Below are 21397 nucleotides of genomic sequence, written 5' to 3'. Positions count from 1 at the left end.
GAAATGGAGAAGCTGCAGGAGCTGGTGGAAAAGCTGCTGGCAGGCACAGACAGGTATGGGTCGATTCCTAAAATAAGTTGACAGATTATCGGATAAAATCCTGAAAAAGGTTGTCACATAATCTTATTCCTGAATTAGGTTGTCAAAGATACATTGTATAGCTTAAAATTTAGTGAGTGAAGCGGAGAAGGCTCTGCTGAGGAGCACCCTTCGAGGAATAGCTCACTCTTTAAACGCCTGTCAAGGTATAGCCGGCCTCCTAAAGTGAGGCTGGCTATTATGATAGGCGGCAAAGTCATGCCTTCAAAACCTTTGCCGCTTTTGTCTTTTTCTTTCGTTGTTTCCATAGTTTTTTCAATGGTCCGCTGCCTTTTTCATGAGCTTGCTGCGGAGTCAGCATATTGCAGCTGCGGTGGGGCCTTCGGGTATTGTAAATGTGCACTGCCCTGGTGACCATTTCCACAGCGTGCTCAAAGTTGTCAAAGGTGTCTGTAAGGAGCAGCTCATTTTTGATAATCCCATTGAGGCGCTCGCTGACAGGGTTGTCAGAAGCTTTCCCGTCCTGGGTCATGCTGGGCCCGATCTGGTGGCTGTCCAGAAAGCCTTGGAATAGCCCGCTTTTAAACTGGCTGCCCCGGTCAGAATGGAAAACCAGGCCAAAGCTAAACTTATAATCCAGTGGAGCCCCTTGTGCAGCCACCGCCATTTTCAGAGCCTCTAGCGTAGCTTGTGCGCTCATGTCCTGCGCTACGGTAAACCCCACGATGAGATGGGAGTATTCGTCAACGACAAAGGTGGCGTAGCAATGCCTTCTGCCTTCCCTGAGCCACATATATGTTATGTCTGAGCACCAGAACTCGTTGGCTCGTTCTACAGGCCCTATTTCCTTTCTCAGGTCTGGCCATATGCTATTGCCGTCACCGTCCGTTAGCTTTGGCCCGCGCTTCCTATGCTTTTTCACCAATAGCTTGTTGGCTCTTAGCAGGCTGTAAAGGGCGTCGCGGCCAATTAAAATGCCGGCTTGGCTGGCTAGCATATACTGTAGCTTCTCCGTACCGACCCGGGGCAGGTCTTTGCGCTGCTCCTTGACAAAGGCCAGTATGTGCCCATGCTTTTCCTGGCGGGTTTCCGCATTGCTTGTGCTTTTATGATAGGCCTGGCGGGTTTTGCCAAACAGTCTACATAGTTCGTCCAGGCTGACGTTACTATGTACCGCTTTCATTTCTTCGACCGTTTGGCGCCAGACTTTTTTTCGATTGGCAGATTGTACTTCTGTTCTGCCAGTTTGATCATCGCCAGGTAAGCTTCGCTGCGCAGGCGTTCCTGTTCAAGCAAACGGCGCACACTGGCAAGCTCGGCCTCCAGTTCGTCTATGCTCTTTGTCCCTTTAGGTTCATCTGTCATAGCTTGGGGCAATTGTGTGCCTAAAATTTTTTCTTTACGGTCTAGCCAACGGTACACAGTCATTTTACCGCCTATCCCGTATTCTTTTGATGCTTGGTTCGCGGTGATCTCGTTGGACAAGATACGCTTTAGCACTTGCTTTTTAAATGCTAAGGAATAACCCGTGGGTTTTTGCCTGAAAGTTGTCACAATTTTGATGGTTTTGATGTCAACCTATTTCAGGAGATGACCGGTTTCTTGATTAAACTCAAATTCTCCATTGTCACCCCATATCGTTACTCCTTGCACATTCGCGGTTTCCTCAAAGTAGTTACAATTGAACCAAGCTAAATTGCCTAATTCAAAAGTATTTTGCAACTGAACCCCTCTAAAGAAGTCAATAAATGAATTATGGGTTACCCTAAAATAGCTGGGGCCACTGATGGCAATAGGTAGAAGATTTGTTTCAAAGGTATTATAATGAATTTCAAGGTTCTGCGCATTTTCAGCCCAAACACCAACTAGTGACCCATTTAGGAAATCATTACCTTTAGTCGGGTCCGATAGCCTGCCAATTTCCATGTTGAAGCCTGCTGTAAAGCCCGCCGTGTTTGTTATTTTAATCCCAGTTTCAAAGTTTTCGAATCTATTTTGAAAAACTTCGCCGGTTGCATTGTCAAAAGAAAGAGAATAACTATTGAGCCCAAGAAAATCATTGCCCTGTAGAAGTACGCCTTCACTGCCCCATACGGAAATACCTCGTGTACTAACGTTGGAAGGGTCCTGAATAATACAGCTTACAAACTGAGAACGATTGGTAGCGCCTATCGGCGCTCCAGTCAGGTTCGCAGGAAAAGCAGCAATATGAGCCGCTCGTAAATTGTCGGAAAAGGTAGATTTTAGAGCATAAACAATACCGCCGTAGTGTTTGCCCCAGGTGCCATAAGGCTGCCAATAGGTCTCATGACCATTGTTAGCTAAATTATCTGTAAGCACACCAATATGTGCTTTAGTAACTGACCTTTCGCACGCGAAAGGTTATGATAATTGAAAAAATTAGCAGTATTCAGGGTGCTTGGCACAGCAAGCCCGCTCAGTGCATGGCACTGAAAAAGCACTCGCATGAACAAGTTAATCAAAGCCTTACCCCAAAAGAGGGGTGGCTAGCCCATCCGGCGGTCCAATTGCAGGGACATAGGCTTTGAGCCTTTGCACCTCTTGAAAAGCCGCCCTGAGGGCATTGACATAAATTTTGGTTTTTAGGGCAAAGTGGTTGGTCTGCTCTTTTGCAGACAGCAGTTCGAGTTTAGTCCAGGCAATCATGGCAGCAAAAACATGGTTGCACTGGGATGTCTCGTGCTTGGTGGGGGACTTTTCCAGCCCCACGTTTTGTTTGAGCGATTTGTGGAATACCTCCACTCCCCAGCGTGTCCCGTAGGTTGTGCAGATAGCTGGGCCGCTTAGCTCCAGATCGTTGGTGACCAGGTACAAGTCTCCAGTTGAGCCGTCTTGGTTTATAAAGACCTGTTTGACCAGCTGGACTTGGAAGTCCAGCCCTTTAAGGTAAACAGTAATGGCCTGGCCTGCTTGCAGTTCTAGCCCGTCGACTCGGTGGAACTTGCCTTCCAGTTTGTCTTCCATGGTAAGGGCAGCCTTGCGGTTGCTCTTTAAGGCACTGATAAAATGCTTGCCCAGCTCATAGTGCACGAACTCAAAGTTCTCCTTGGCAGCAAACCAAGTGTCCCAGACCACATAGCGGAAGGGCACGCGGTTGTATTTGACAAGTGCAAAAAGCTGGTCGCGCAGCATCTCGTTCTTGCTGCGGGGGCTGCGCTTCTTTACCTGCCCGCTTTTGGTATCCACGTATTCTTGCGACTTGCGCACGATCTCAAAAGCAACAGGCAGCTCTATGCCCTGTGGGCTCTGGTAAAGGAAATTCAGGATGTTGATCCCTTTGGTGTGCCCCGCTTTCGGCTTCTTGGAGTGGTCCCAGTGCCAAGTGACCACTTCATTCTCCGTAGAGTGCGGCTTCTCCTCGATCGTGTCATCTATCTTGATGACCGCGTCCGGGTGCTCCACTTTACGTACCAAAGGCTTTATGCAACGCCAATAGTCCTTTGCCGTGAAGGCTTCCTGCCCTAAAAAACGGCTGATCTTGTCATGGCTCAGTGCCTGATCGGTCAGCTCGGACAAGCCGGTGGCTGTCGCCATGCGAAACGATGCCAGCAGGTAGTCCGAATACAAGTCTAGTAACTTTGGGTCTTTCATCTTTCGCTCCTTTGAGCTGCAAGATAACTGCCCTGACATTATTAATCAATTTTCCAAATATTTCGCGTGCGAAAGGTCAGTAAATAATAGGTTGAGCGGTGTAATTGAGCTTTTGCGTAGGCCAAATTAAGCGCTTGTCTTTGTCTTGCTTAAAGGTACACAATTACAGTGGCATTTCAGGAATGGGCGCTGTTTATTTTGCTCACCCTGTGTTTTGTCATCAGGATGACAATGTTGAAAAGCGCTTTTATGAACCATCCTAAATATTCGGCTGCTCTGCATCTACCACCAAACCCCTACTGAAACCACCAACGTCCGGCTGCGCAGCTGCGCTTCCTCATCGCCATTCCCTTTCTCCGTCCGCCAGTCGGTAAAATCACGGAGGTAACGGGCATCGAAGACCCATTCGTGCTGACCGATGGATCGGGAAAGCGACAGTCCGGCCACCAGGCTCCAATCCTGCGGCTCAAACTCACCCCTGAGCGGCATTGAAGCTTGCTCTTCAAAGGGGCCCCATCTACAGCCGGGGATTATTGGTTTCATTAGATTTAATTTGGGGGGCGAGTTGTGCTGGTTTTGACCGGTAATCAATAGGTCGGGGGAAATTTCGTCGAAAAAAGTCGGCCAGTGTAAAAGCGTTTCTTGATGTAGTGGGAACGATTTCCCAGCCTTTCACGGTTGAAAGCCACGAAACAAGCCAAATAAAAACATGACTACGCAAAATGGTTGCGCACTTGCTATTCGACTTTGTATCAATCAAACCTGGCAACCATGAAAATTACCGGACAAACATTAATCGACATGGGCTACAAGCCGGGCCGCTGGTTTGGCGATGCCCTGCAGCATGCCAACCGGCACCAACTGCAGGGCGATGACCTCAAAGCTTACCTCGATAGCGTAGCGCAGTGGACGATTGATCCCCGTGAGGCACCGCTTGCCTACCATAAAAATATTGAAGCAGAAACGGAGGAGGAGATCAGTAATGTGGAAGCCGTATTCCGCAGTATGGACGAGCTGATGAAAACGCCTACGGCCGTTGCCGGAGCAGTTATGCCCGATGCCTGCCCGACCGGTGAGAAGGGTCGTATCCCCGTAGGTGGCGTAGCGGTGACCGAAAATGCCATCCACCCGGCTATGCATAGCGCGGATATTTGCTGCTCGGTCATGATGACCTCTTTTGGGCACATTGATCCTAAGAAAGTCCTGGACACGGCCCACCGCATCACCCACTTTGGGGGCGGAGGGCGTACCTCAGGTGGCTTTGAGCTCCCTTCCGAACTTACTGATCAGATGCAAGGCAACTTCTTTCTGCGGGACGATAAAAGCCAGATGGTCGCGCAATCCCACCTGGGCACACAGGGTGATGGGAACCACTTCCTGTTCGTCGGGCAATCGGAGCAGACCGGGGAGACCATCATGGTGACCCACCACGGGAGCCGGGGGCTGGGGGCGCATTTGTATAAAAAAGGCATGGCACTGGCGGAAAGCTACCGGCGGGAGCTATCACCAAAAACCCTGTCGGGCAATGCCTGGATCCCCTACGAGGAGGAACATGGCAAGCACTACTGGGAAGCCCTGCAGCTCGTGCGGCAGTGGACGAAGCTCAACCATGAGGTGCTGCACGAGACCACCTGCCGTCGGCTGAAGGTGGACCACACCCTGCGCTTCTGGAACGAGCACAACTTTGTCTTCAAAGAGGGCAACCGCTTCTACCACGCCAAGGGCGCCACCCCACTGACCGACGCATTTGTGCCGGACTCCCACGAGGGGCTGCGGCTCATCCCGCTCAACATGAGCGAGCCGGTACTGATCGTCAAAGGCGAAGCCACGGCTGGCAACCTCGGCTTTGCCCCTCATGGTGCAGGGCGGAATGTGAGCCGTTCGCAGCACATCCGCAATCAGGGCGGGCGCAGCATGGAGGCGATCTTTGCGGAAGAAACGGCCGGGCTGGATGTCCGCTTTTTCTCGGGCAATATTGATATCTCTGAGCTTCCTTCGGCTTACAAAAATGCGGATGCCGTACAGCGGCAGATGAAGCAATTTGGGCTGGGGGAAGTGGTGGATCGGGTCATCCCTTACGGTTGTATTATGGCGGGGGACTGGCAGAAGGATGCGCCGTGGCGGAAGAAGCGCAGGAAGAAAAAATGATCGATGGCGGGCATTTACTGCCGGCCATTGGGTTATACTTTTAACTCATCAAGCGGGAGCGCAAATCCGGGCAACAGGGATTCCCCGGTCAGGCTTTGGCCTGAAAAGCCCTGAACGTATTCTGGTTCAGCCTGGTCTTGCCGGTAAATGAAGGCTTCTTCCTGGTAAGGGTTGATGAGCCAACCCAGGCGGACACCGGCCGGCATCCAGATATCCGCCATTTTTTGCCGGAGTTTTGACATTAAATCCGTGCCGGAGCGGATTTCTATAACAAAGTCAGGAATAACAGACAGGTAGGCTTCTTCATCTGTCACTTCCTTTAGCCGCTCCTCGCTAATCCACCCGCAGTCCGGGCTTCTGAGGCTGCCATCAGGCATCTGAATGCCTGTGGAGGCGCTAAAGGTTTGCCCTTTTCGGTGCTGCAGCCACCATTGCCCTAAATAAATCATTGGGATGGACTCCCTTTTCCCTGAACCAAATTTTACCGGAGCCATAATCTGAATAGAGCCATCTGCTTCCTGTTCCATGCGGAGATCAGGATAACGTGCGGATAACTGCTCAAAGCCGTCGCGGGAGAAAGGGCGCTCTAAATGCAAAGGCCCCAGCTCTGCCAGCTCTTGTAACACTTCGTTTGTTGTTCGCACCGCAGAAGCCATGTTTTTTATTTAAAGATAAGCATTTTAGCGGAAACTTACCCTTCCAGCCAACGCCGCAGCTCGGGCGTCCGGCTGGCACTGGAGACCAGCGCTTTTTCCCCACCCTTCATGTGCACGGCCAGGCGGTCTTTGCCAAAGGATTCCAGGCGCAGCACATAGGATAGCTGTATGATTTGGCTGCGGTTGAGCCGAAAATACGAAAGCCGCTACCCGAATATTCTCCGGTAGCGGCTCCCATCGTGCAGGTAAAATCGGAATATTACAGCTTCGCCTTCACCAGCTCCATCACATCATCTGCCTCCTCGGCAAACAGGATTGCATTGAAAACGCTGGTATCAAAAATCATGACATAGCCGTTTTCCTTAGCCACTTCCTGAATGGCCTGCTCCGCTCTGGTGATGAGCGGCTCCAGCAGTTCCTGCCGCTTAGCCTGTACTTTTTGAGCTACTTCCTGCTCGTAAGCCAGGATTTCATCGCGCTCTTTTTCAAGCTTGGCCTGAGTTTCCTGCTGTGCTTTTGGCGTCATTGTGCCGCCCTGCACCTGCTGAGCAAAGGCCTGGGCTTCTTTCTGCCATGCTGCTGCCATCTCTTCGCCTTTGGTCACGAGCTGCTTTTGGAAAGCTTCCAGCTCGCTGTCGGCGGCTTTCGTTTCTTCCAGTGAAGAAATGAGATTGCCAAAGTTGAGGTGGCCGTACTTCTGCGCCATCGACAAGGCAGGTGTCAAAAACAAGAAGGCGGCAAAAAGGATGTATGACTTCATATTGTTTTGTTTTTCTGATTCAGGAATCGTCTTTACGGAAATTTCCGCAAAGGTAGTTGGACACCGGGACTACAACAATTAAAAGAGGAGAAAAATTGGATAGGTGTTGGTTAAGAGTCTCTTAAAACCTGCCGGAAAGCATGAAAAAACAAAATATGTTTAGATTGATTTGATTTTAAAACGTTTTATTTTAAATTTGTTGCATCATTTTGTGTTTACAGCCGGTAGGCAGGCCGCCATCCGGTACTCAATCCTGACAGATATGAACCTCATCAACGAAACAAACATCCGGCAGCTCGCTTACAAAACGGGACAGGAGACCAGCCTTGCCATTCAAAAACACTGGCTCAAGACGGCATTACTTGGGGCAGCGGCTTATATGGCCCTGCAGAAAGACATGGTAATTGACCTGCAACTGAACCGGTCGGCTGCAGCTGTTGTGCAACCTCAGGCTACAGCCCGCCCCATGGCACAAACGGTGGCTTTCCGGGAACCAGCTACTAAAGCTCGGGCCATGAACACTTCCCTTGTGGAGCAGCAGGCATCCAAAACGGAAACCACAGCCGCCAAATCTGCACCCGGGACCAATGTCAGTAATCTGGCAAACACCTATTCCAACCTGACCGCAGCCAATAAGGGAGAGGCCCGTAAGGAAAGCGCTACCGACCGAAGGAGCAAACGTCAAAAACAAAAAGCCTATGTGAAACGGTTTGCCAAAGTGGCTCGCATGGAAATGGACAAGTACGGCATACCGGCGAGTATCACGCTGGCGCAAGGCTTACTGGAAAGCAATGTAGGTGAAAGCAAGCTGGCCACCCGCAACAACAATCACTTTGGAATGAAGTGTTTCTCAAAAAGTTGCTCCAAAGGGCACTGCAGCAATTTTACTGATGACAGCCACAAAGATTTTTTCCGCATCTACAAAAGCGCCTGGGAAAGTTTCCGGGCACATAGCCTGCTCCTGAAGCAGAGCAGCCGTTATCAGCCTTTGTTTCAACTCAAATCCAATGATTACAAGGGTTGGGCAAGGGGGCTAAAAAAAGCCGGTTATGCCACTGATCCCAAATACGCTGAAAAAATTATTAACCTGATCGAAGACCTCGACCTGCACCAATACGACCGGTAGCCACCGGCCTGTCTGATTCCTGACAGTTTATCTGCAAAGGGGGGGGGTGACAAAAATCACCGCATGGGCGCCCTAAGGTGCTTATTTTCGCTCTATCACAATTTATTATTGTTTTTAGCGATTAAATACAACCGTAAAGGACGTATTGCTGCTATCCTTCCTGTTCGCAAGTTAGGAGGCAGCCCATGAACATTAGTAGTGGGGCAAAATAAGTTTTCCAATTGCTCTTGTAGCTTTTGCCTTGATAAGTCCCAAAACCCGCCCGATGGTTGGTTTTGTCCCTCATCAAAGCAAAACCCAATTGGAAAACTTATTTTTCGAGAAGCCCTGAGCATAAACTGTAAACAACAAATGAAAGATTTTACCTGCCTCGTAACCGGCGCCGAGTCCGGGCTGGGTTACGCTGCCGCCCGCGGGCTTGCCCGGGAAGGCGCGACTGTCGTAATGGTCTGTGACAACAAAAAACGGGCCCGCAAAGCAAGGGTCAAACTGATCGAAGAAAGCCAAAATCCGGATATTGACCTTGTCCTTGTTGACTGGTTTTCACAAGAGGATATCAAAGCGAAAGCACAGGAAATCCTGCATAACTACCGGTCTGTCCATTTGCTCCTCAACCTGGCGGAGGCTTACTTCCCCATCCGGAAGCTCACTGCAAATGGTAAAGAACGCAACTTCGCCTACAACGTGCTTGCGCCCTACCTTTTCACCAATGAGCTAAGCTCGCTGCTGATGGCTGCGGATGGTGCACGGGTCCTCAATCTGACTTATGAATCCCACCGGCTGGGTGCCATCAACTTTAACGACCCGGGATTGAAGTACAACTTTTCCATTCGGGATGCACAGCGGCAAGTTGCCCTGGCCCGCTTGTCCTGGACTTACGAGCTCAATCGTCGTTTGTCTGGCACAGGAATAGATGTCCATGCCTTTTCAACCGGTGCACACCATCCGGCCACCATTCAGCAAGTGCCCCGCTTCCTCCACTGGGCGGTCAAAATGGCTACCCGCTTTTGGGAGCGTACTTCAGAAGAATCCATTAGCGCACTCTTGCGTTTGTCCCTTTCCGATGACTACGAGCGGCTTAGCGGAAAATATCTTTTCAAGGGGCAGATTGTCAAATCTTCCCCAATCACTTACAACATAGCGTTCAACCAGCAACTTTGGGATACTTGTGCTACCAACACAAATTCAACGATTGTTTCCTACCGGGAAATACAGGAAATGCTTTTATCCTAAGGCTTACCGCCTGACCCATAGCCCGGTCAGGATCAGCCCGAACACGCCGCCAAGAATCCAGAAAACCGGGATATCTGAAGCCGCGGTCTTTCCTGACTGGCTGTAGGGTGCCCCAAAAGTACGCACCGCTTGAAGGACTTCATACGCCGGCTGTGCCTGTAGGACAGCCAGTTGCTCTATGGGGTTTAGTGAGGATGTGGCAGCATCCAGCCAATCCACGTATACCTCGGGGTCCTGGCAGAGGTCCTGCTGCTCGATGAAGGTTCCAATAAAATGCTGCTGAGCGCGTACCCGGTTGATCAGGCCCGTTGTACTGTTGCCCCAATAATCGGTATAAGCCTCATCCAGCGCCAAGTACCTGGTACGGGGCAATGTGGAATTTGCCAGCGCCAGCGCGCTGCCGGCGTCCGCCGTCAATAGCAAACGGGCATTCACGGCCTCATCGGGAACCCGCAGGTTGATTAATGCCTTGGAGGCGCTCAGCCAGTCGGACAGGACAGAGAAGCAATTATGGATTGATGAGTGGCTTGTAGGCATGGCCACGGCCGCACCACTATTTTTGTCAGAAGGCTCTTTTTGAAAGAAATAAGCATCCGCTTCAGCACCAGGCAACTGGTCAGCAGTAGAAAGGTCCGCAAGAAAAGACGCAGCGCAAAGATGGCGGTGTATGAGATAAGCCTCGGAAACACTTCCTGCCTCCAGCTCTGCCTTATTGAAGGGGTACATCGCTAACTGATGGCTGGGCAGTACCAACAGCCCGGAAATTTCCCTGTTATCCAACGCTTCCAAACCTGGAAACAACGTCCGCCCGCTAAGGCTTTTTATTTGCCCGTTCTGATCGATCTCTATATGCTTTCGGTACAACCGTCCAATCCCTGCTCCCAATTGTAAAATGTATAAATTCTGATCCGCAACCCAGTAGTGGTAGCTCCGTAAACTTAGTGATGCCAATACAGCCTCAAACTCCTGCAAGGGCCTGTGCTCTACTTTATACCTTAGCTGCGTTGCCTGTTGCGAGCGTAAACCAGCCCACACCTCGCCTACCGCCGAAATTACTCCTGAAGCCCTGCCATTCTCATACGGATATGCATTGTCCAGCCGTTGTGACCGGTACTTCCAGAAAGCAGGAGCAGTATAGGCTTCCACATCGTGAAAATTAAAAAAGGCGACTTTGCCAAATTCAAACCAATTATAGGCATCCTCAACCGAAAAGCCATCTCTGACGTATTGCTGCTGCAGATAAAGGTGCTGTATCCCACTGTTGAAGATATCTTCCAAATGGTTCTTCAGCCAGTGTGCCTCAAATGGCGTAAGCGGCTTGGATAACAGAAGCTCCAGCCGGTTCTGCAGCTCAGCGTAGTACTCCCTGCCAGCTTTAATATTGTCAATAGTATGCCGGTCCTGACCAGCCAGCAGTGTATGTACCTGGCCCATAGCATAAAGCAGTCGGATTTGGTTAAACTCATGGTACCCAGCCCGGTGCAGGGCCGACTTAAAATGCACCATCGCCTGTTCTGTATTCCCGCTTTGAAACTCCATTTCACCCAAGGCTTCCTCGGCCAGTGCTTTTAGGGCTGCAGGCTCCGTGGAGCGGGCGATATGATTCAGGATTTGCCGGGCTCTCGTTTCGTTGCCAAAAGCCGCATAGGCACGGGCTACAAAATAACGTGGAAGGAGGCTTTCGCTACGCTCAGCGAAAAGCTTGCTCCATTGCAGCGCTTCAGCCCTTGCTCCACTCAGCAGGGCTAATTCCACTGCGTTGGCCCAGTCGGCAGGATGGAGGGCACCCGGAGAAGTGCTAATCCATTGCCGAAAGTGCTGAAGTGCGGGCTCGAGCTGCCCCAGCAAAAGGTACGACTTTGCCAGTAGTGGAAAAGCAGAAGACCGAACCCCAGGGTTGCGCACGGCACGTTCTGCTATTTGGACGGCTAAAGCCGGTTGCCCTGCATGCAGTGCATCTTTGGCCAGTTCAAGGGCGGCTTCTCCAGCGAAACTATTTTGCATGCGCTCATTAGCTTCGAACAAATGGTAGGCCCGCTGATAGGCCTGGGCGCGCTCGCCTTCAGGCAACAATCTGGCCAACCGGCACCAATTTCGCCCCAAAGCCTCCGGATACTGATTAGGGAACACCTTTAATATGGATATAGCCTCCTCGTAAGCCTTTCGGGCCTTAGGGAGCAGCTCTTGTTTTTCGTAGAGCATACCTCTTTCTTCCCATACCCGGCTTAATTCCGGATGACCTGCGTCGTAGTATTTGGCCAGGATTTCTTCCGCCTCTTCCAGAAAAGCCACTGCACTGCCAAAAGAATCCTGATTGCGCGCGGTAACAGCCATAAACAGAAGTGAAGCCGCTGTTTGAGGATGTTCCCTTGAAAACAGATCTTCACGAATATCATAAGCCATCCGATGGCACTCCATTGCGTCCCCAAAACGGCCAGCGGCTTCGTACACCTGCCCAAGTTTATGGGCGGCTTTGGCAGCTTCATCATTATTACGGCTGAGGGTTTCAATACTTTGCCAGAGCGCCTGTTTAGCGGTTTGTTTAGCGGCATCTAATTGCCCGAGTTCGAGCTGAGCCTGAGTGATCTGGTTGAGGCAGGAAAAATAGTAAGGCCAGGACGCAGCAGCTTTGTAGTGGGCAGCAGCTTGTCTCAGCTCAGAAATTGCGGATTCAAAATCATGACTGAGCAACAGGGAGGCTGCCCGGTTCTGATGTTGACCAGCAACGCCCGGCGGCTGCGCATGCAGCATATTAAAGGCGCAGACACCTATTAAAATCAGTACAGTTTTTCTCATAGTAAGAACATGGTCAATCCGTCAAATACAACTCCTGAAAGTATGTTGGGTGCCGGGAAAAAATGGCACTTTGAGTATGCTTGCTTTTTGATATGTCCAAGGGGAGTCTTCAGCAGGGGGAGCCAAAAAGAGCTGGCAGTGAAGCCAGCCATTTTTTTATATACTAATCTCCCCAAGATAAGGTTTTTTCCGTAGCTGAACAACTGCTAACCTCCACTTACGGGGGGTATGATGGCGACTTCATCCTCCGGCTGCAGGGGTTGATCATCCTTTGCATAACTGGTATTGACCGCAACGGAAAGAGAAGCCAGCTTAGCAAACTCAGGGAACTGTTCCGTTAATTTGACTTTCAGATCGCTGACCGTTGCTTCTGACGGCAGCTCCAACGTAAACTGACTATTGCCAAGTATATCCTTTGCGATACCGAACGCAATAATTTGAATCTCCATGACAGACTTCCTTTATCTTACCATTCGGAGACCTGAGAGCTGTAAAAATGACATTAGAAAACTCCATTTCACGCTCGCAATCTCCATAAAATTATTTTTATTAACAAAACATTAACACTTGTTAAACCCTCCGTAGCCCACCCGCTTTTGAGCCGGTACGAACTACTGAATGCACCCCATAGTAAGGTATAATATTCTTTTTGGGCGAAAAAACAGTGGTCACAAGCAGAATTTTAGTTCCCCACACGAAACATATTTTTTCTCCACATGTGGTAACACCTTACGTGCTCAGGTGATAAAAATGGGAGGGCAAAGACAAATCGTTGACTTTTAACGGTAAAGAGAATAGTTTTGCCCCATCAAATGAAGATCAGCATCCGTGCGGACCTTGCGTTTGATACATGTACGAAAACAAGAAGAGTATAAAACTAGTTGTTGGCTCACAGCTGCTTTTCCCGGCAGCTGTGCTGAGTATCGGAGGGCTGCTTTATGCAGTCCGGTTGATACTCATGCTGCATAAAAGGCTAAACCCTATGCAGTAAAGCTTCATGCAAAACCCAAAGGCATGAAATTCCCATGGACAATTGTAGCTGTTTTGGCAGTGAACAGCCTGACCGCTACGCCCAAATCTGACCCCTTCTCCGAACGATCGGCCGACTTTAATGCTCGCTGGTCTTCAGAGATAGAGGACAAAGTGAAAGAGCGGATCGACCGCCTCACTATTCCCTTCGAAGCCAGGTACGATCTGGAAGTACGTAACCGCATCAAGGATTACGTCACAGATGGCTACCGTGATACAGAGCGTATGCTTGGCCGCACAACGGCTTTTTTCCCCATTTTTGAGCACTACCTGAGCTTGCACGGGCTTCCCCGTGAGCTCCGCTATCTGCCTGTAGTTGAAACAGAGCTGCAGACAGCGGCTTCCTCTCATGCAGGTGCTGCCGGACTGTGGCAATTCATTCGGCCTACCGCACGCTTGTACGACCTCGAAGTGAGCCATCAGGTAGATGAGCGTTACGATGTGTACCGGTCAACGGAAGCAGCCGTCTTAATGCTATCCCGCCTGCATAGCCACTACAAGGACTGGTCGCTCGTGCTTGCGGCCTACAATTGTGGGCCCGTACGGGTCAATGCAGCGATTAAGCAAGCCGGCAGCCGGGACTTCTACACGGTTGCCAACTTCCTTCCGGAGGAGACCCGTCACTATGTGCCAAGGTTTATTGCTGCGGCCTACATCACCAACTACTACAGCCACCATGGCCTAAAGCCAGATTCCCGTGGCGTTTTCAACCAGTCAATCAGTGGAATCAAGCTTTACGAGCGCTTCACTTTTGGAGAGATTGCACACGCTTCAGGCGTAGCAGTGAGTGATATTCGCAAGCTGAATCCGGCTTACCGGGGAAGCATTATCCCCAAGCGTGAAGATGGCCACTATCTGTTGCTACCAGCCGCAGGGATAAAGAACCTCAAACCGCTCATCGCAGCTCGTTCAGGCCAGTACGCTCCGGATTATCAGTTGCTCTACCCCAATACTTTCCACATGGACTACAAGGTACGCCCGGGGGAAACCATTGGCGATGTAGCAAAGCGGTTCAACATCACCGAAGCTCAAATCCGGCAATGGAACCAACTCAGAGAGACCGAGGTATTCGTACACCAGGAATTATCGCTTTACGTGACCAACGATGGCTCTGGCTACATTAAACCCTAAGGATTAAAACTTCGCATAAATAAGGTTTATTGATTAAAAGGCTCTCCCCTTTGGAGGGCCTTTTTTGTTCCCGCCAGCATTATGCTGCTGTAGCCTGCGCAGCAAATTCGAGGTCGCACCCTTGTACAGGCGGTTGTCTTTCAGGCTGTAGAGAACGTAGAAGTAGTGCATGTCGTCGGTTGAATGGGGCTGCAAACACGAAAGCCTCCACCGGATCCGGTGAAGGCTTTGTAGCGTGAGCCCGTACGGGCGACCTCAGCATTATGAATACAGCGCTCTAACCTGCTTGCTATCCAGGCAGATTGATCTGGCCCTCTTCATTTAGCAAGCCCGCCGATTTTAATAGCTCCCGCAAAGCAGCACCGCCCTCCAATGACTTCGACCAGCGCTCTCGTGATAACGCGGCCGATTGCTCTGCATATTCTTCGAAGTACAGCAATATTAACGGCCGGCGGTGCTTCGTTGAGCGGGTCCCGCCCGCATTATGCTGCTGCAGCCTGCGCAGCAAATTCGAGGTCGCACCCTTGTACAGGCGGTTGTCTTTCAGGCTGTAGAGGACGTAGAAGTAAAACATTAGAGAGGCGGTTTTGAAAATTGAAAAGGCATCTCATATTGAGATGCCTTTTGTAGCGTGAGAGTTTTTTGAATATCTATAATAGATAATAATCCACAATATATATATTACACATTAACAGCACAATAAATAATATCTTAACTAATTCAGCACGTGTAAACCTTGTTTCATTTAGGCATTTTGGAGTTTAGGCAGGTGTTTATATATTTGTTCTAAACATCGAATAAATGAAGCCATACCGCCCGAAAATACCAACCCCCCGTTACCAGATCATTAACCGCCGCCCAAACGGTCAATGTCTGATACAACTACGGTTTAACATCAACGGAAGGCGCACCCACTTTTCAACCTCTATCAATATTGAAACCAAGCACTGGAACCCCAAGCGCCAACGGGTAAAGCAAGTACGGGGCAAAGAAGATGTGCACCGGGATATAAACCAACGCCTGGAACGCTTTGCAGAAATCGCCCAGGAAATCTTTGTGGACTACGACTACGGCAGAGACCTAACCCCGGAGCTGTTCAAAGAACAAATGGCAATACGTTGTGGAAGGATTGAAGACCCCAACGCCAAAGCCACCAACCTATTTCAATTTGCAGAGCAGTTTATCAAGGCAGAGCAGACCAAGCCCAACGCCAAGCGGGGCACCTGGAAGAAATACCTGACGGTATTTAACCACCTCCGGGAATTTGCAGCCGAGCACGGCAAAGACACCCTGGGCTTTTCAGATATAGATTGGCAGTTCAGAAACGACTTTATCAACTGGCTTTACTCCCCGCCCCGGAGCCATTCCCAAAACAACGCTGCGAAGATATTAGCCGTCACCAAACAGTTTATGAGGGAAGCCGAAAAACGGGGCTTACACTCCAACCGCATTTATACCCAGAAAGACTTTGGGCTTCGCCGTGTCAAGACTAAAGGAAAAGTAAGGCTGACATTTGAAGAACTGGAAGCCCTGGCAGAACTCGACCTGACCGATACACCGCACCTGGAACGGGTAAGGGACTTGTTTTTGGCGGGCTGTTTCATAGGCACCCGCTTTTCTGACTGGTACAAGGTGAACCGGGAAAACATCATTGAGGAACCGGAAGGGCAGTTGATCCAGATCCTGACCCAAAAAGTACGAAATCGGGTTGTGGTGCCTGTCTTCCCCGTGCTGGCTGGCATACTGGAAAAGTACAACTATCAATTGCCGGAAATGGATATACATACCTTAAACCGGAATATAAAGACCGTTTGCAAAATCGCTTTGAAAGATAGCCGCTTTCAGCGGATTTACTCCGAAGGCGGAGACACCAAAGCGGAAATAGTGAAGAAATGGGAACGGGTGAGCAGCCACGCCGCCCGCCGGAGCTTTGCCAGTAATTTTTGGGAAGCTGGAATACCCGCCGCCCTGCTTATGCAGATCACCGGGCACACTACCGAAAAGCAGTTTTTTGAATACATAGACGTAAGTAAGGAACAAGCCGCCAGGCAATTTGCCAAAATGGCTTTGGAAGTGCTGAAAAAGCGCGAATAAATGAGGAAGTAAAAACCCGCACCGCTGGTGTTGAACTTTGGCGAGTCTTCCAGCGGGCGGGTATTGTTAAACAAATAACCGTTAAAGTTATGAAATCCTTACAGAGCGCCCCAAAGGAGCGCGCATTTTTCGACGTGTACGCACGTTTAGCCAGATCAATCAAGGCAAGCGGGCTATTTGCCCAGATCGTTTCAGGTCTTACGGAAGTTGGCGGAATATACGCCGCCGCTTATACTGCCCTGCTGCCTGTCTTCCCTACCCTTGCCCTTTACTTTGCCGCCGCCGTTGCCGTTATCGGCACCGCTATCATTGAGCTAGGTTTGCGAGTGCTGGCACCACAGACCGTTGACGCTATACTTTACCGCAGGTACAAAGGGCTTCATTTGGCAATGACCATAAGTATTTGGTTACTGACCGCCGTACTGTTTACCGCTTCCGGTCTGCTTTCCTTCCGCAACTCAAAGACGATAGTAAACGAGTTCACGCCGGAAGCTACGGAACAGACCACCGCCCAGGCTGACAGTATTTACCAAGCTGAAGCCGCCCGCCTGGCTTCCGCCTGGGCAAATGATAGCGCCCGTATTGTGGAACAGTACGCCGCCCAGATCACCGCCGCCCAGACCGCCGGAGCCGGGAAGGTCAACGCCGCCAAACGGGAGCTGTCCAACTGGTACAACCGGGAGCGCCGCACGGGTGACAGCTACGGCACCCAGAAAGACCGCGCCCGCCAACTGATAGCAGACCGGGAAGCGGAAGCCGCCGCCGCACTGGCAGGACTCAAAGCACAGGAAGCGGAAGCCCTTAGCACTGCCCGCAATGACTACAAAGCCGCACTAGGCACCGCCCAGGCTGACCGCCGCACCGCAGCGGGCGAAGTGAAGGCAGCAAACGAAGCCGCAGCGGGCGAACGTGCCGCCACCGTTGCCGCCTATGGGGGCGGGCTGGGCTGGTTTACTGTGGTTGCATTGATCGTATTTGCCGCTTCCGTTGTCCTGGAACGCATACACCGCAAGGGCAGCGGGATAACGGAAACAGTGGAGCTTTCCCAATACGATGTTAACCCGCCCGCATTGGTGGAAGCCTGGGAAGCCCTCCGGGAACGGGTACAATACGCCCTCCGGTCAAAGATCACCGCCTTTGCCGAAAAGACCCCCGCCGCACCACTGCCCGCCCGCCCTGCTGAATTATACGACCCTACGCAATTGGCAAACATCGTTATCAATTTGCAGGTGGAAGGGGAAGACGATGACAACACAATTTACATACAGCCAAAGCGCCGGCAGATAGGATTTAAGACCGCCGGCACAGACCCGGAAGCCGCCAATACTTCCCGTGCCCTTTATAACGCACGAACACCACACACGAAACACGAACCGGAAGCACCGGAGCCACACACGAAAAGCAGTTATGAAACGCCCGACCTACGGCACCTCAAACAGCGCCTGAAAGAGTACAAAAAGCGCCTGGGCAAACATCAGCAAAAAGCACTCCGGTATGAGAAGGAAGGCAAGCCCGTACCAAAGCGCACCGCCGCCGCCCTGGACAACAACGCCCAGTGGGTGGAACACTATGCCAATTTGATAAACCAGGCGGAAGCCACAAAGCGGAAGGCATGAAAGTGAAAATACAGACCGACCGTAAAGAGCTGAAGCAGGAAGGGCGGAACATCTTACGCGATATTCTGATAGGTTCCGCCGTGCTGCTTATTCTATTCATTCTCAAAACAGTATAACGATGTACGTATATATCCAGACCGAACCCACCCTTTTCACCGTTGGCTTTCATTCCCCCAATGGAGAATGGCACCCAGATAGTGACCACCCCACCCGGAAGGAAGCCGCCCAGCAAGTGGCGAAGCTGAACGGGAGCCACGAAGCCCCAACAATAAGTAAAGAGTTGTTACCGCCTTCCCTGTTGGTCCTCAATATTGACATTTGCGAAGATGAAAATTTCCAATGGTTGCGGGGAATTGTCGAAGCCACCAACGGAGACCTGAAGACGGTGGACCACCTCCGAAGGAAAGCCAATACAGCCCGCAATACAAAGCAACTGATCGAAGCGGAAAAAGAGCTGAAGACCTTTATCAAAGATCATTTTACCAACCTCTAAAATAACTGACCAATGACTGACCAATGTATTAGAGACCTGGAACGCGGGTTTGACAACCTGGACAAAATGCCCGCTTGCGAGTTGTACGACCTTATCACAGAGCTGCTTTACCTTCCTGGGCTAAAGGAACAATCAGGAATGGTGACAAACAAAACTTATCTAGTTACCGCACTGATAACTGACCTGACTGCAAAAGCCATTCTGAAAGCCCACTATGAAGGAATCGAATACGAAGAAAAAAGACGGGCAAGGGAAGAAATTTCAAAAAATCGTTAAGTCAATCGTATTTCGGGCTGAAACCCTTGCCAGTGCTGGGCGGAAGCCCGATTGACCCAAAAAACGCCTGTCCTGAAATTTAACAGGCAAACTTTTTGGCAACTTTCGGTAACTCAACAGTATTTCGGGCTGAAACCCTTGCCAATACTGGGCGGAAGCCCGATTGACCCCAAAAACGCTTGTCCTGAAATTTAACAGGCAAACTTTTTGGCAACTTTCGTTAGCGCGATCGTATTTCGGGCTGAAACCCTTACCAATACTGGGCGGAAGCCCGATTGACCAAAAAAACGCCTGTCCTGAAATTTAACAGGGGCTATATATCAAAGCCCTATAAACGCTTTTTATAGCCCTTTTTGATGCTCAAAACCTTGTCCTTTCAGGAAATACCAAACCCCAATATTTTTGAACTATCAATTTTTTAACAACAAAAACTCTTTATCCATGACCAAGCAATTAGTTATCAAAGACGCCACCTACGTAAAAGACGTGCTGATTAGTATGCGCACAAACAGCCTGATCAAAAAGGAGCTGGAAGCAGTGGCGAAGCGCAAAGGCATGAACCTGACGGACTACATCAATGCAATGATGATAGACAACCTGAAGCAGGAAGGAATTTCAATAACTGTGAACCATCAACTTTAACCATTAAACCCACTGTGAAAATGAACCGGATTATTGTACTAAGCGAGCAACAAGCCGCACAGATCGTAAAGGAAGCCGCACAAATAGCCGTTGCCGCTGCCCTCAATGAATGGGAACGCCTGGCGAACGAACAAACAGCCAGTGACCCTTTACTGACCAAAAAGGAAGCGGGGCAATTGCTTAGTGTTTCCCCTTCCACCGTTGACAAACTGTATTATGATGGCAAGCTGAAAGGCTACCGGATTGGTACGGGTGTACGTTTCAAACGTTCCGAAGTGTTAGCGTACATAGAGCGAAACAAAATTGAGAACTAAGCCTAAAAACGAAGCCTGCCCCCGTTGCACCAGGGGCAGGCTATTGATTTGTTTATCAGGTCTTTAACCTTCAAAACATGATGATGTCCACAATATACAGCAAAACAGAATCCCCCGCAAATAGCGAAGTAATAAAGGGCTTAGATCAAGCCATAAACACACACACAAGCCCAGACCCACCCCATCCAATCACCAAAGCCCAGGCGAACGACAAAGGCAAATACTTAGATCAACTCAAAGCCATTGAGGAAAGATTGAGGGAAGCCAGTAAGGCAGATATACAATTTGCCCCTGAAATCATAAGCTTTGGAGAACTTCCCATTATCAGGAAGTACACTATCAACACTATCCAGGGGCGGGAAGGGAGCCACAAAAGCCGCCTGGCTGAATTGCTGGTATCTCTTTTGCTCAAAAGGAGGGAAGTACACAAAGATCACTTTGTAGGCTTTGCCAAAAATCCAATGGAGCGCCCCGCCGTTGCCCTGGTTGATACCGAACGCAATTTAAAAGACGAACTCCCTTTTGCAATCCAAAGTATAAAGGGTAAAGCTGGATATAACAAAAAAGAAGACCCGGACAACTTCAAATACACCTCCCTAAAGCCATTTCCCAGGCAAGACAGGCTGGAAGTGCTCAAAACATGGATTTTACACATAAGGGAGACCACCAAACAACACCTGGTTATCTTATTGGACGTTGTGACCGATTGCGTAAGCAGTTTTAACAACGAACAGGAATCAATGAAGCTTTTTGACTTCATTGGCAATCTGTGCGAAGATCAGGAATGTACTTTCATTCTGATTATCCATGAGAACCCAGGGGGCATTGAAGCAAAGGCACGGGGGCACCTGGGCACGGAAGCAATGAATAAAGCCAGTACCGCTTTGCAGATCGGGTTTAAGAAGAAAAGCAACGGTGAGCCTTCCGAATTGATACAGGTCAAGTTTAGGAAGCTGAGAAGGGGGAAGCGCCCCGCACCCCTAAACCTTACGTTTTCACCCCAGGCTAACGGGCTTATAATCGCCCCGCCGGAGCTGGTAGCCGAAGTCAACCAGGAACATCAGGAAAAGGCACCTGTAACGGAAGTGAAAGACGAACTGTTTTGGGCATTGGGAAGGGCTGAGAATGGAGAAATCAGCCGCAACGATGCAACACAGGTAATTACCGAAGAAATCAATAAAGATAAAGCGCCTGACGCAAAGGATAGCACAAGTGACAAAACGGTAAAAAGAAGACTTATTGATTTGGAAAAAGAGCCGCCCGCCTGGCTGGAAGTCTTCACAGGTGCTAGAAACGCCAAAATGTACCGATTAGTGACCGATACAACCACTACTGAAACCACCGAGCGCGCGCCTGTAAATGAGTGACCCGACCCAACCCAACCCCTATATAGGTAGGTGGGTTGGGTCAGGTGGGTACGCGCGCCCCTATT

Annotated in this window: 22 protein-coding genes and 1 pseudogene; 11 read left to right on the top strand and 12 right to left on the bottom strand. The window is 50.1% G+C overall.

What is annotated here, in order from left to right:
- Positions 1 to 295 precede the first annotated feature (295 nt).
- The 5 genes from IX84_RS09315 to IX84_RS09295 all read right to left on the bottom strand — a co-directional run bounded on the left by IX84_RS09315 (position 296) and on the right by IX84_RS09295 (position 4194).
- Positions 296 to 1222, bottom strand: a complete 927-nt coding sequence (locus IX84_RS09315; RefSeq protein ID WP_052515737.1) for an IS3 family transposase — start codon at positions 1220 to 1222, stop codon at positions 296 to 298.
- Positions 1219 to 1593, bottom strand: a complete 375-nt coding sequence (locus IX84_RS09310; RefSeq protein WP_044216591.1) for a hypothetical protein — start codon at positions 1591 to 1593, stop codon at positions 1219 to 1221. The genes IX84_RS09315 and IX84_RS09310 overlap by 4 nt, the downstream gene beginning before the upstream one ends.
- A gap of 24 nt (positions 1594 to 1617) precedes the next feature.
- Positions 1618 to 2379 (bottom strand): right-handed parallel beta-helix repeat-containing protein, encoded by a 762-nt coding sequence (locus tag IX84_RS09305; protein WP_044219172.1) that lies wholly within the window; start codon positions 2377 to 2379, stop codon positions 1618 to 1620.
- A gap of 147 nt (positions 2380 to 2526) precedes the next feature.
- Positions 2527 to 3651: an IS701 family transposase gene (locus IX84_RS09300; protein ID WP_044218870.1), complete on the bottom strand. Its 1125-nt coding sequence runs from the start codon at positions 3649 to 3651 to the stop codon at positions 2527 to 2529.
- A gap of 282 nt (positions 3652 to 3933) precedes the next feature.
- Positions 3934 to 4194 (bottom strand): hypothetical protein, encoded by a 261-nt coding sequence (locus tag IX84_RS09295; protein ID WP_044219168.1) that lies wholly within the window; start codon positions 4192 to 4194, stop codon positions 3934 to 3936.
- Positions 4195 to 4422: 228 nt separating this feature from the next.
- Between IX84_RS09295 and IX84_RS09290 the strand changes: the two genes are divergently transcribed.
- Positions 4423 to 5799 carry an RtcB family protein gene (locus IX84_RS09290; RefSeq protein ID WP_044219166.1) on the top strand — a complete coding sequence of 459 codons (1377 nt, stop codon included), beginning with the start codon at positions 4423 to 4425 and terminating at the stop codon, positions 5797 to 5799.
- Positions 5800 to 5831: 32 nt separating this feature from the next.
- Here IX84_RS09290 and IX84_RS09285 read toward each other — a convergent pair whose 3' ends face one another.
- From IX84_RS09285 to IX84_RS09280, 3 genes and pseudogenes are all read right to left on the bottom strand, one after another.
- Positions 5832 to 6443, bottom strand: coding sequence for a Uma2 family endonuclease (locus tag IX84_RS09285; RefSeq protein ID WP_160213712.1), 612 nt, complete (start codon positions 6441 to 6443; stop codon positions 5832 to 5834).
- A gap of 47 nt (positions 6444 to 6490) precedes the next feature.
- Positions 6491 to 6643: pseudogene (locus IX84_RS32070) on the bottom strand (LytR/AlgR family response regulator transcription factor); the annotation flags it as partial.
- A 71-nt stretch (positions 6644 to 6714) separates the two neighbouring features.
- Positions 6715 to 7215 carry an OmpH family outer membrane protein gene (locus tag IX84_RS09280; protein ID WP_044219163.1) on the bottom strand — a complete coding sequence of 167 codons (501 nt, stop codon included), beginning with the start codon at positions 7213 to 7215 and terminating at the stop codon, positions 6715 to 6717.
- Between the two features lie 262 nt (positions 7216 to 7477).
- Between IX84_RS09280 and IX84_RS30870 the strand changes: the two genes are divergently transcribed.
- Positions 7478 to 8341, top strand: a complete 864-nt coding sequence (locus tag IX84_RS30870) for a glucosaminidase domain-containing protein (protein WP_152604977.1) — start codon at positions 7478 to 7480, stop codon at positions 8339 to 8341.
- Positions 8342 to 8692: 351 nt separating this feature from the next.
- Positions 8693 to 9574 (top strand): SDR family NAD(P)-dependent oxidoreductase, encoded by an 882-nt coding sequence (locus IX84_RS09270; protein WP_044219160.1) that lies wholly within the window; start codon positions 8693 to 8695, stop codon positions 9572 to 9574.
- A gap of 3 nt (positions 9575 to 9577) precedes the next feature.
- Here the strand turns inward: IX84_RS09270 and IX84_RS09265 are convergent, their stop codons facing one another.
- Together IX84_RS09265 and moaD are read right to left on the bottom strand one after the other, a co-directional pair.
- Positions 9578 to 12370, bottom strand: coding sequence for a tetratricopeptide repeat protein (locus tag IX84_RS09265; protein ID WP_081968675.1), 2793 nt, complete (start codon positions 12368 to 12370; stop codon positions 9578 to 9580).
- Positions 12371 to 12576: 206 nt separating this feature from the next.
- The gene (gene moaD, locus IX84_RS09260) at positions 12577 to 12819 is read right to left on the bottom strand and encodes a molybdopterin converting factor subunit 1 (RefSeq protein WP_044219155.1); all 243 of its coding nucleotides are present in this window, start codon (positions 12817 to 12819) and stop codon (positions 12577 to 12579) included.
- Between the two features lie 565 nt (positions 12820 to 13384).
- Between moaD and IX84_RS09255 the strand changes: the two genes are divergently transcribed.
- A complete protein-coding gene (locus IX84_RS09255; RefSeq protein WP_044219152.1) occupies positions 13385 to 14530 on the top strand; it encodes a lytic transglycosylase domain-containing protein in 1146 nt (381 codons plus the stop codon).
- Between the two features lie 33 nt (positions 14531 to 14563).
- Here the strand turns inward: IX84_RS09255 and IX84_RS32065 are convergent, their stop codons facing one another.
- Complete coding sequence (locus IX84_RS32065) at positions 14564 to 14701, bottom strand: GIY-YIG nuclease family protein (protein WP_081968674.1); 138 nt, start codon at positions 14699 to 14701, stop codon at positions 14564 to 14566.
- A 118-nt stretch (positions 14702 to 14819) separates the two neighbouring features.
- Positions 14820 to 15104, bottom strand: coding sequence for a GIY-YIG nuclease family protein (locus tag IX84_RS09250; protein ID WP_044219149.1), 285 nt, complete (start codon positions 15102 to 15104; stop codon positions 14820 to 14822).
- Positions 15105 to 15331: 227 nt separating this feature from the next.
- Between IX84_RS09250 and IX84_RS09245 the strand changes: the two genes are divergently transcribed.
- The 7 genes from IX84_RS09245 to IX84_RS09215 all read left to right on the top strand — a co-directional run bounded on the left by IX84_RS09245 (position 15332) and on the right by IX84_RS09215 (position 21332).
- Positions 15332 to 16624: a site-specific integrase gene (locus tag IX84_RS09245; protein WP_044219147.1), complete on the top strand. Its 1293-nt coding sequence runs from the start codon at positions 15332 to 15334 to the stop codon at positions 16622 to 16624.
- An 89-nt stretch (positions 16625 to 16713) separates the two neighbouring features.
- Positions 16714 to 18240, top strand: coding sequence for a hypothetical protein (locus IX84_RS09240; protein ID WP_044219144.1), 1527 nt, complete (start codon positions 16714 to 16716; stop codon positions 18238 to 18240).
- A 118-nt stretch (positions 18241 to 18358) separates the two neighbouring features.
- Positions 18359 to 18733: a hypothetical protein gene (locus IX84_RS09235; protein WP_044219141.1), complete on the top strand. Its 375-nt coding sequence runs from the start codon at positions 18359 to 18361 to the stop codon at positions 18731 to 18733.
- A gap of 12 nt (positions 18734 to 18745) precedes the next feature.
- Entirely contained in the window at positions 18746 to 19009 is a 264-nt protein-coding gene (locus IX84_RS09230) for a hypothetical protein (protein ID WP_044219132.1), read from the top strand.
- 441 nt (positions 19010 to 19450) lie between these two features.
- Positions 19451 to 19651 carry a hypothetical protein gene (locus tag IX84_RS09225; RefSeq protein ID WP_044219130.1) on the top strand — a complete coding sequence of 67 codons (201 nt, stop codon included), beginning with the start codon at positions 19451 to 19453 and terminating at the stop codon, positions 19649 to 19651.
- 20 nt (positions 19652 to 19671) lie between these two features.
- The gene (locus IX84_RS09220) at positions 19672 to 19965 is read left to right on the top strand and encodes a helix-turn-helix domain-containing protein (protein ID WP_044219128.1); all 294 of its coding nucleotides are present in this window, start codon (positions 19672 to 19674) and stop codon (positions 19963 to 19965) included.
- A gap of 77 nt (positions 19966 to 20042) precedes the next feature.
- Entirely contained in the window at positions 20043 to 21332 is a 1290-nt protein-coding gene (locus IX84_RS09215; RefSeq protein WP_152604976.1) for a hypothetical protein, read from the top strand.
- The last annotated feature ends 65 nt before the right edge of the window (positions 21333 to 21397 follow it).

Source organism: Phaeodactylibacter xiamenensis (assembly GCF_000759025.1).
Lineage (GTDB): Bacteria > Bacteroidota > Bacteroidia > Chitinophagales > Saprospiraceae > Phaeodactylibacter > Phaeodactylibacter xiamenensis.
The sequence above is the reverse complement of the archived record's forward strand: the minus strand, read 5'-3'. Positions and strand labels throughout refer to the sequence as shown.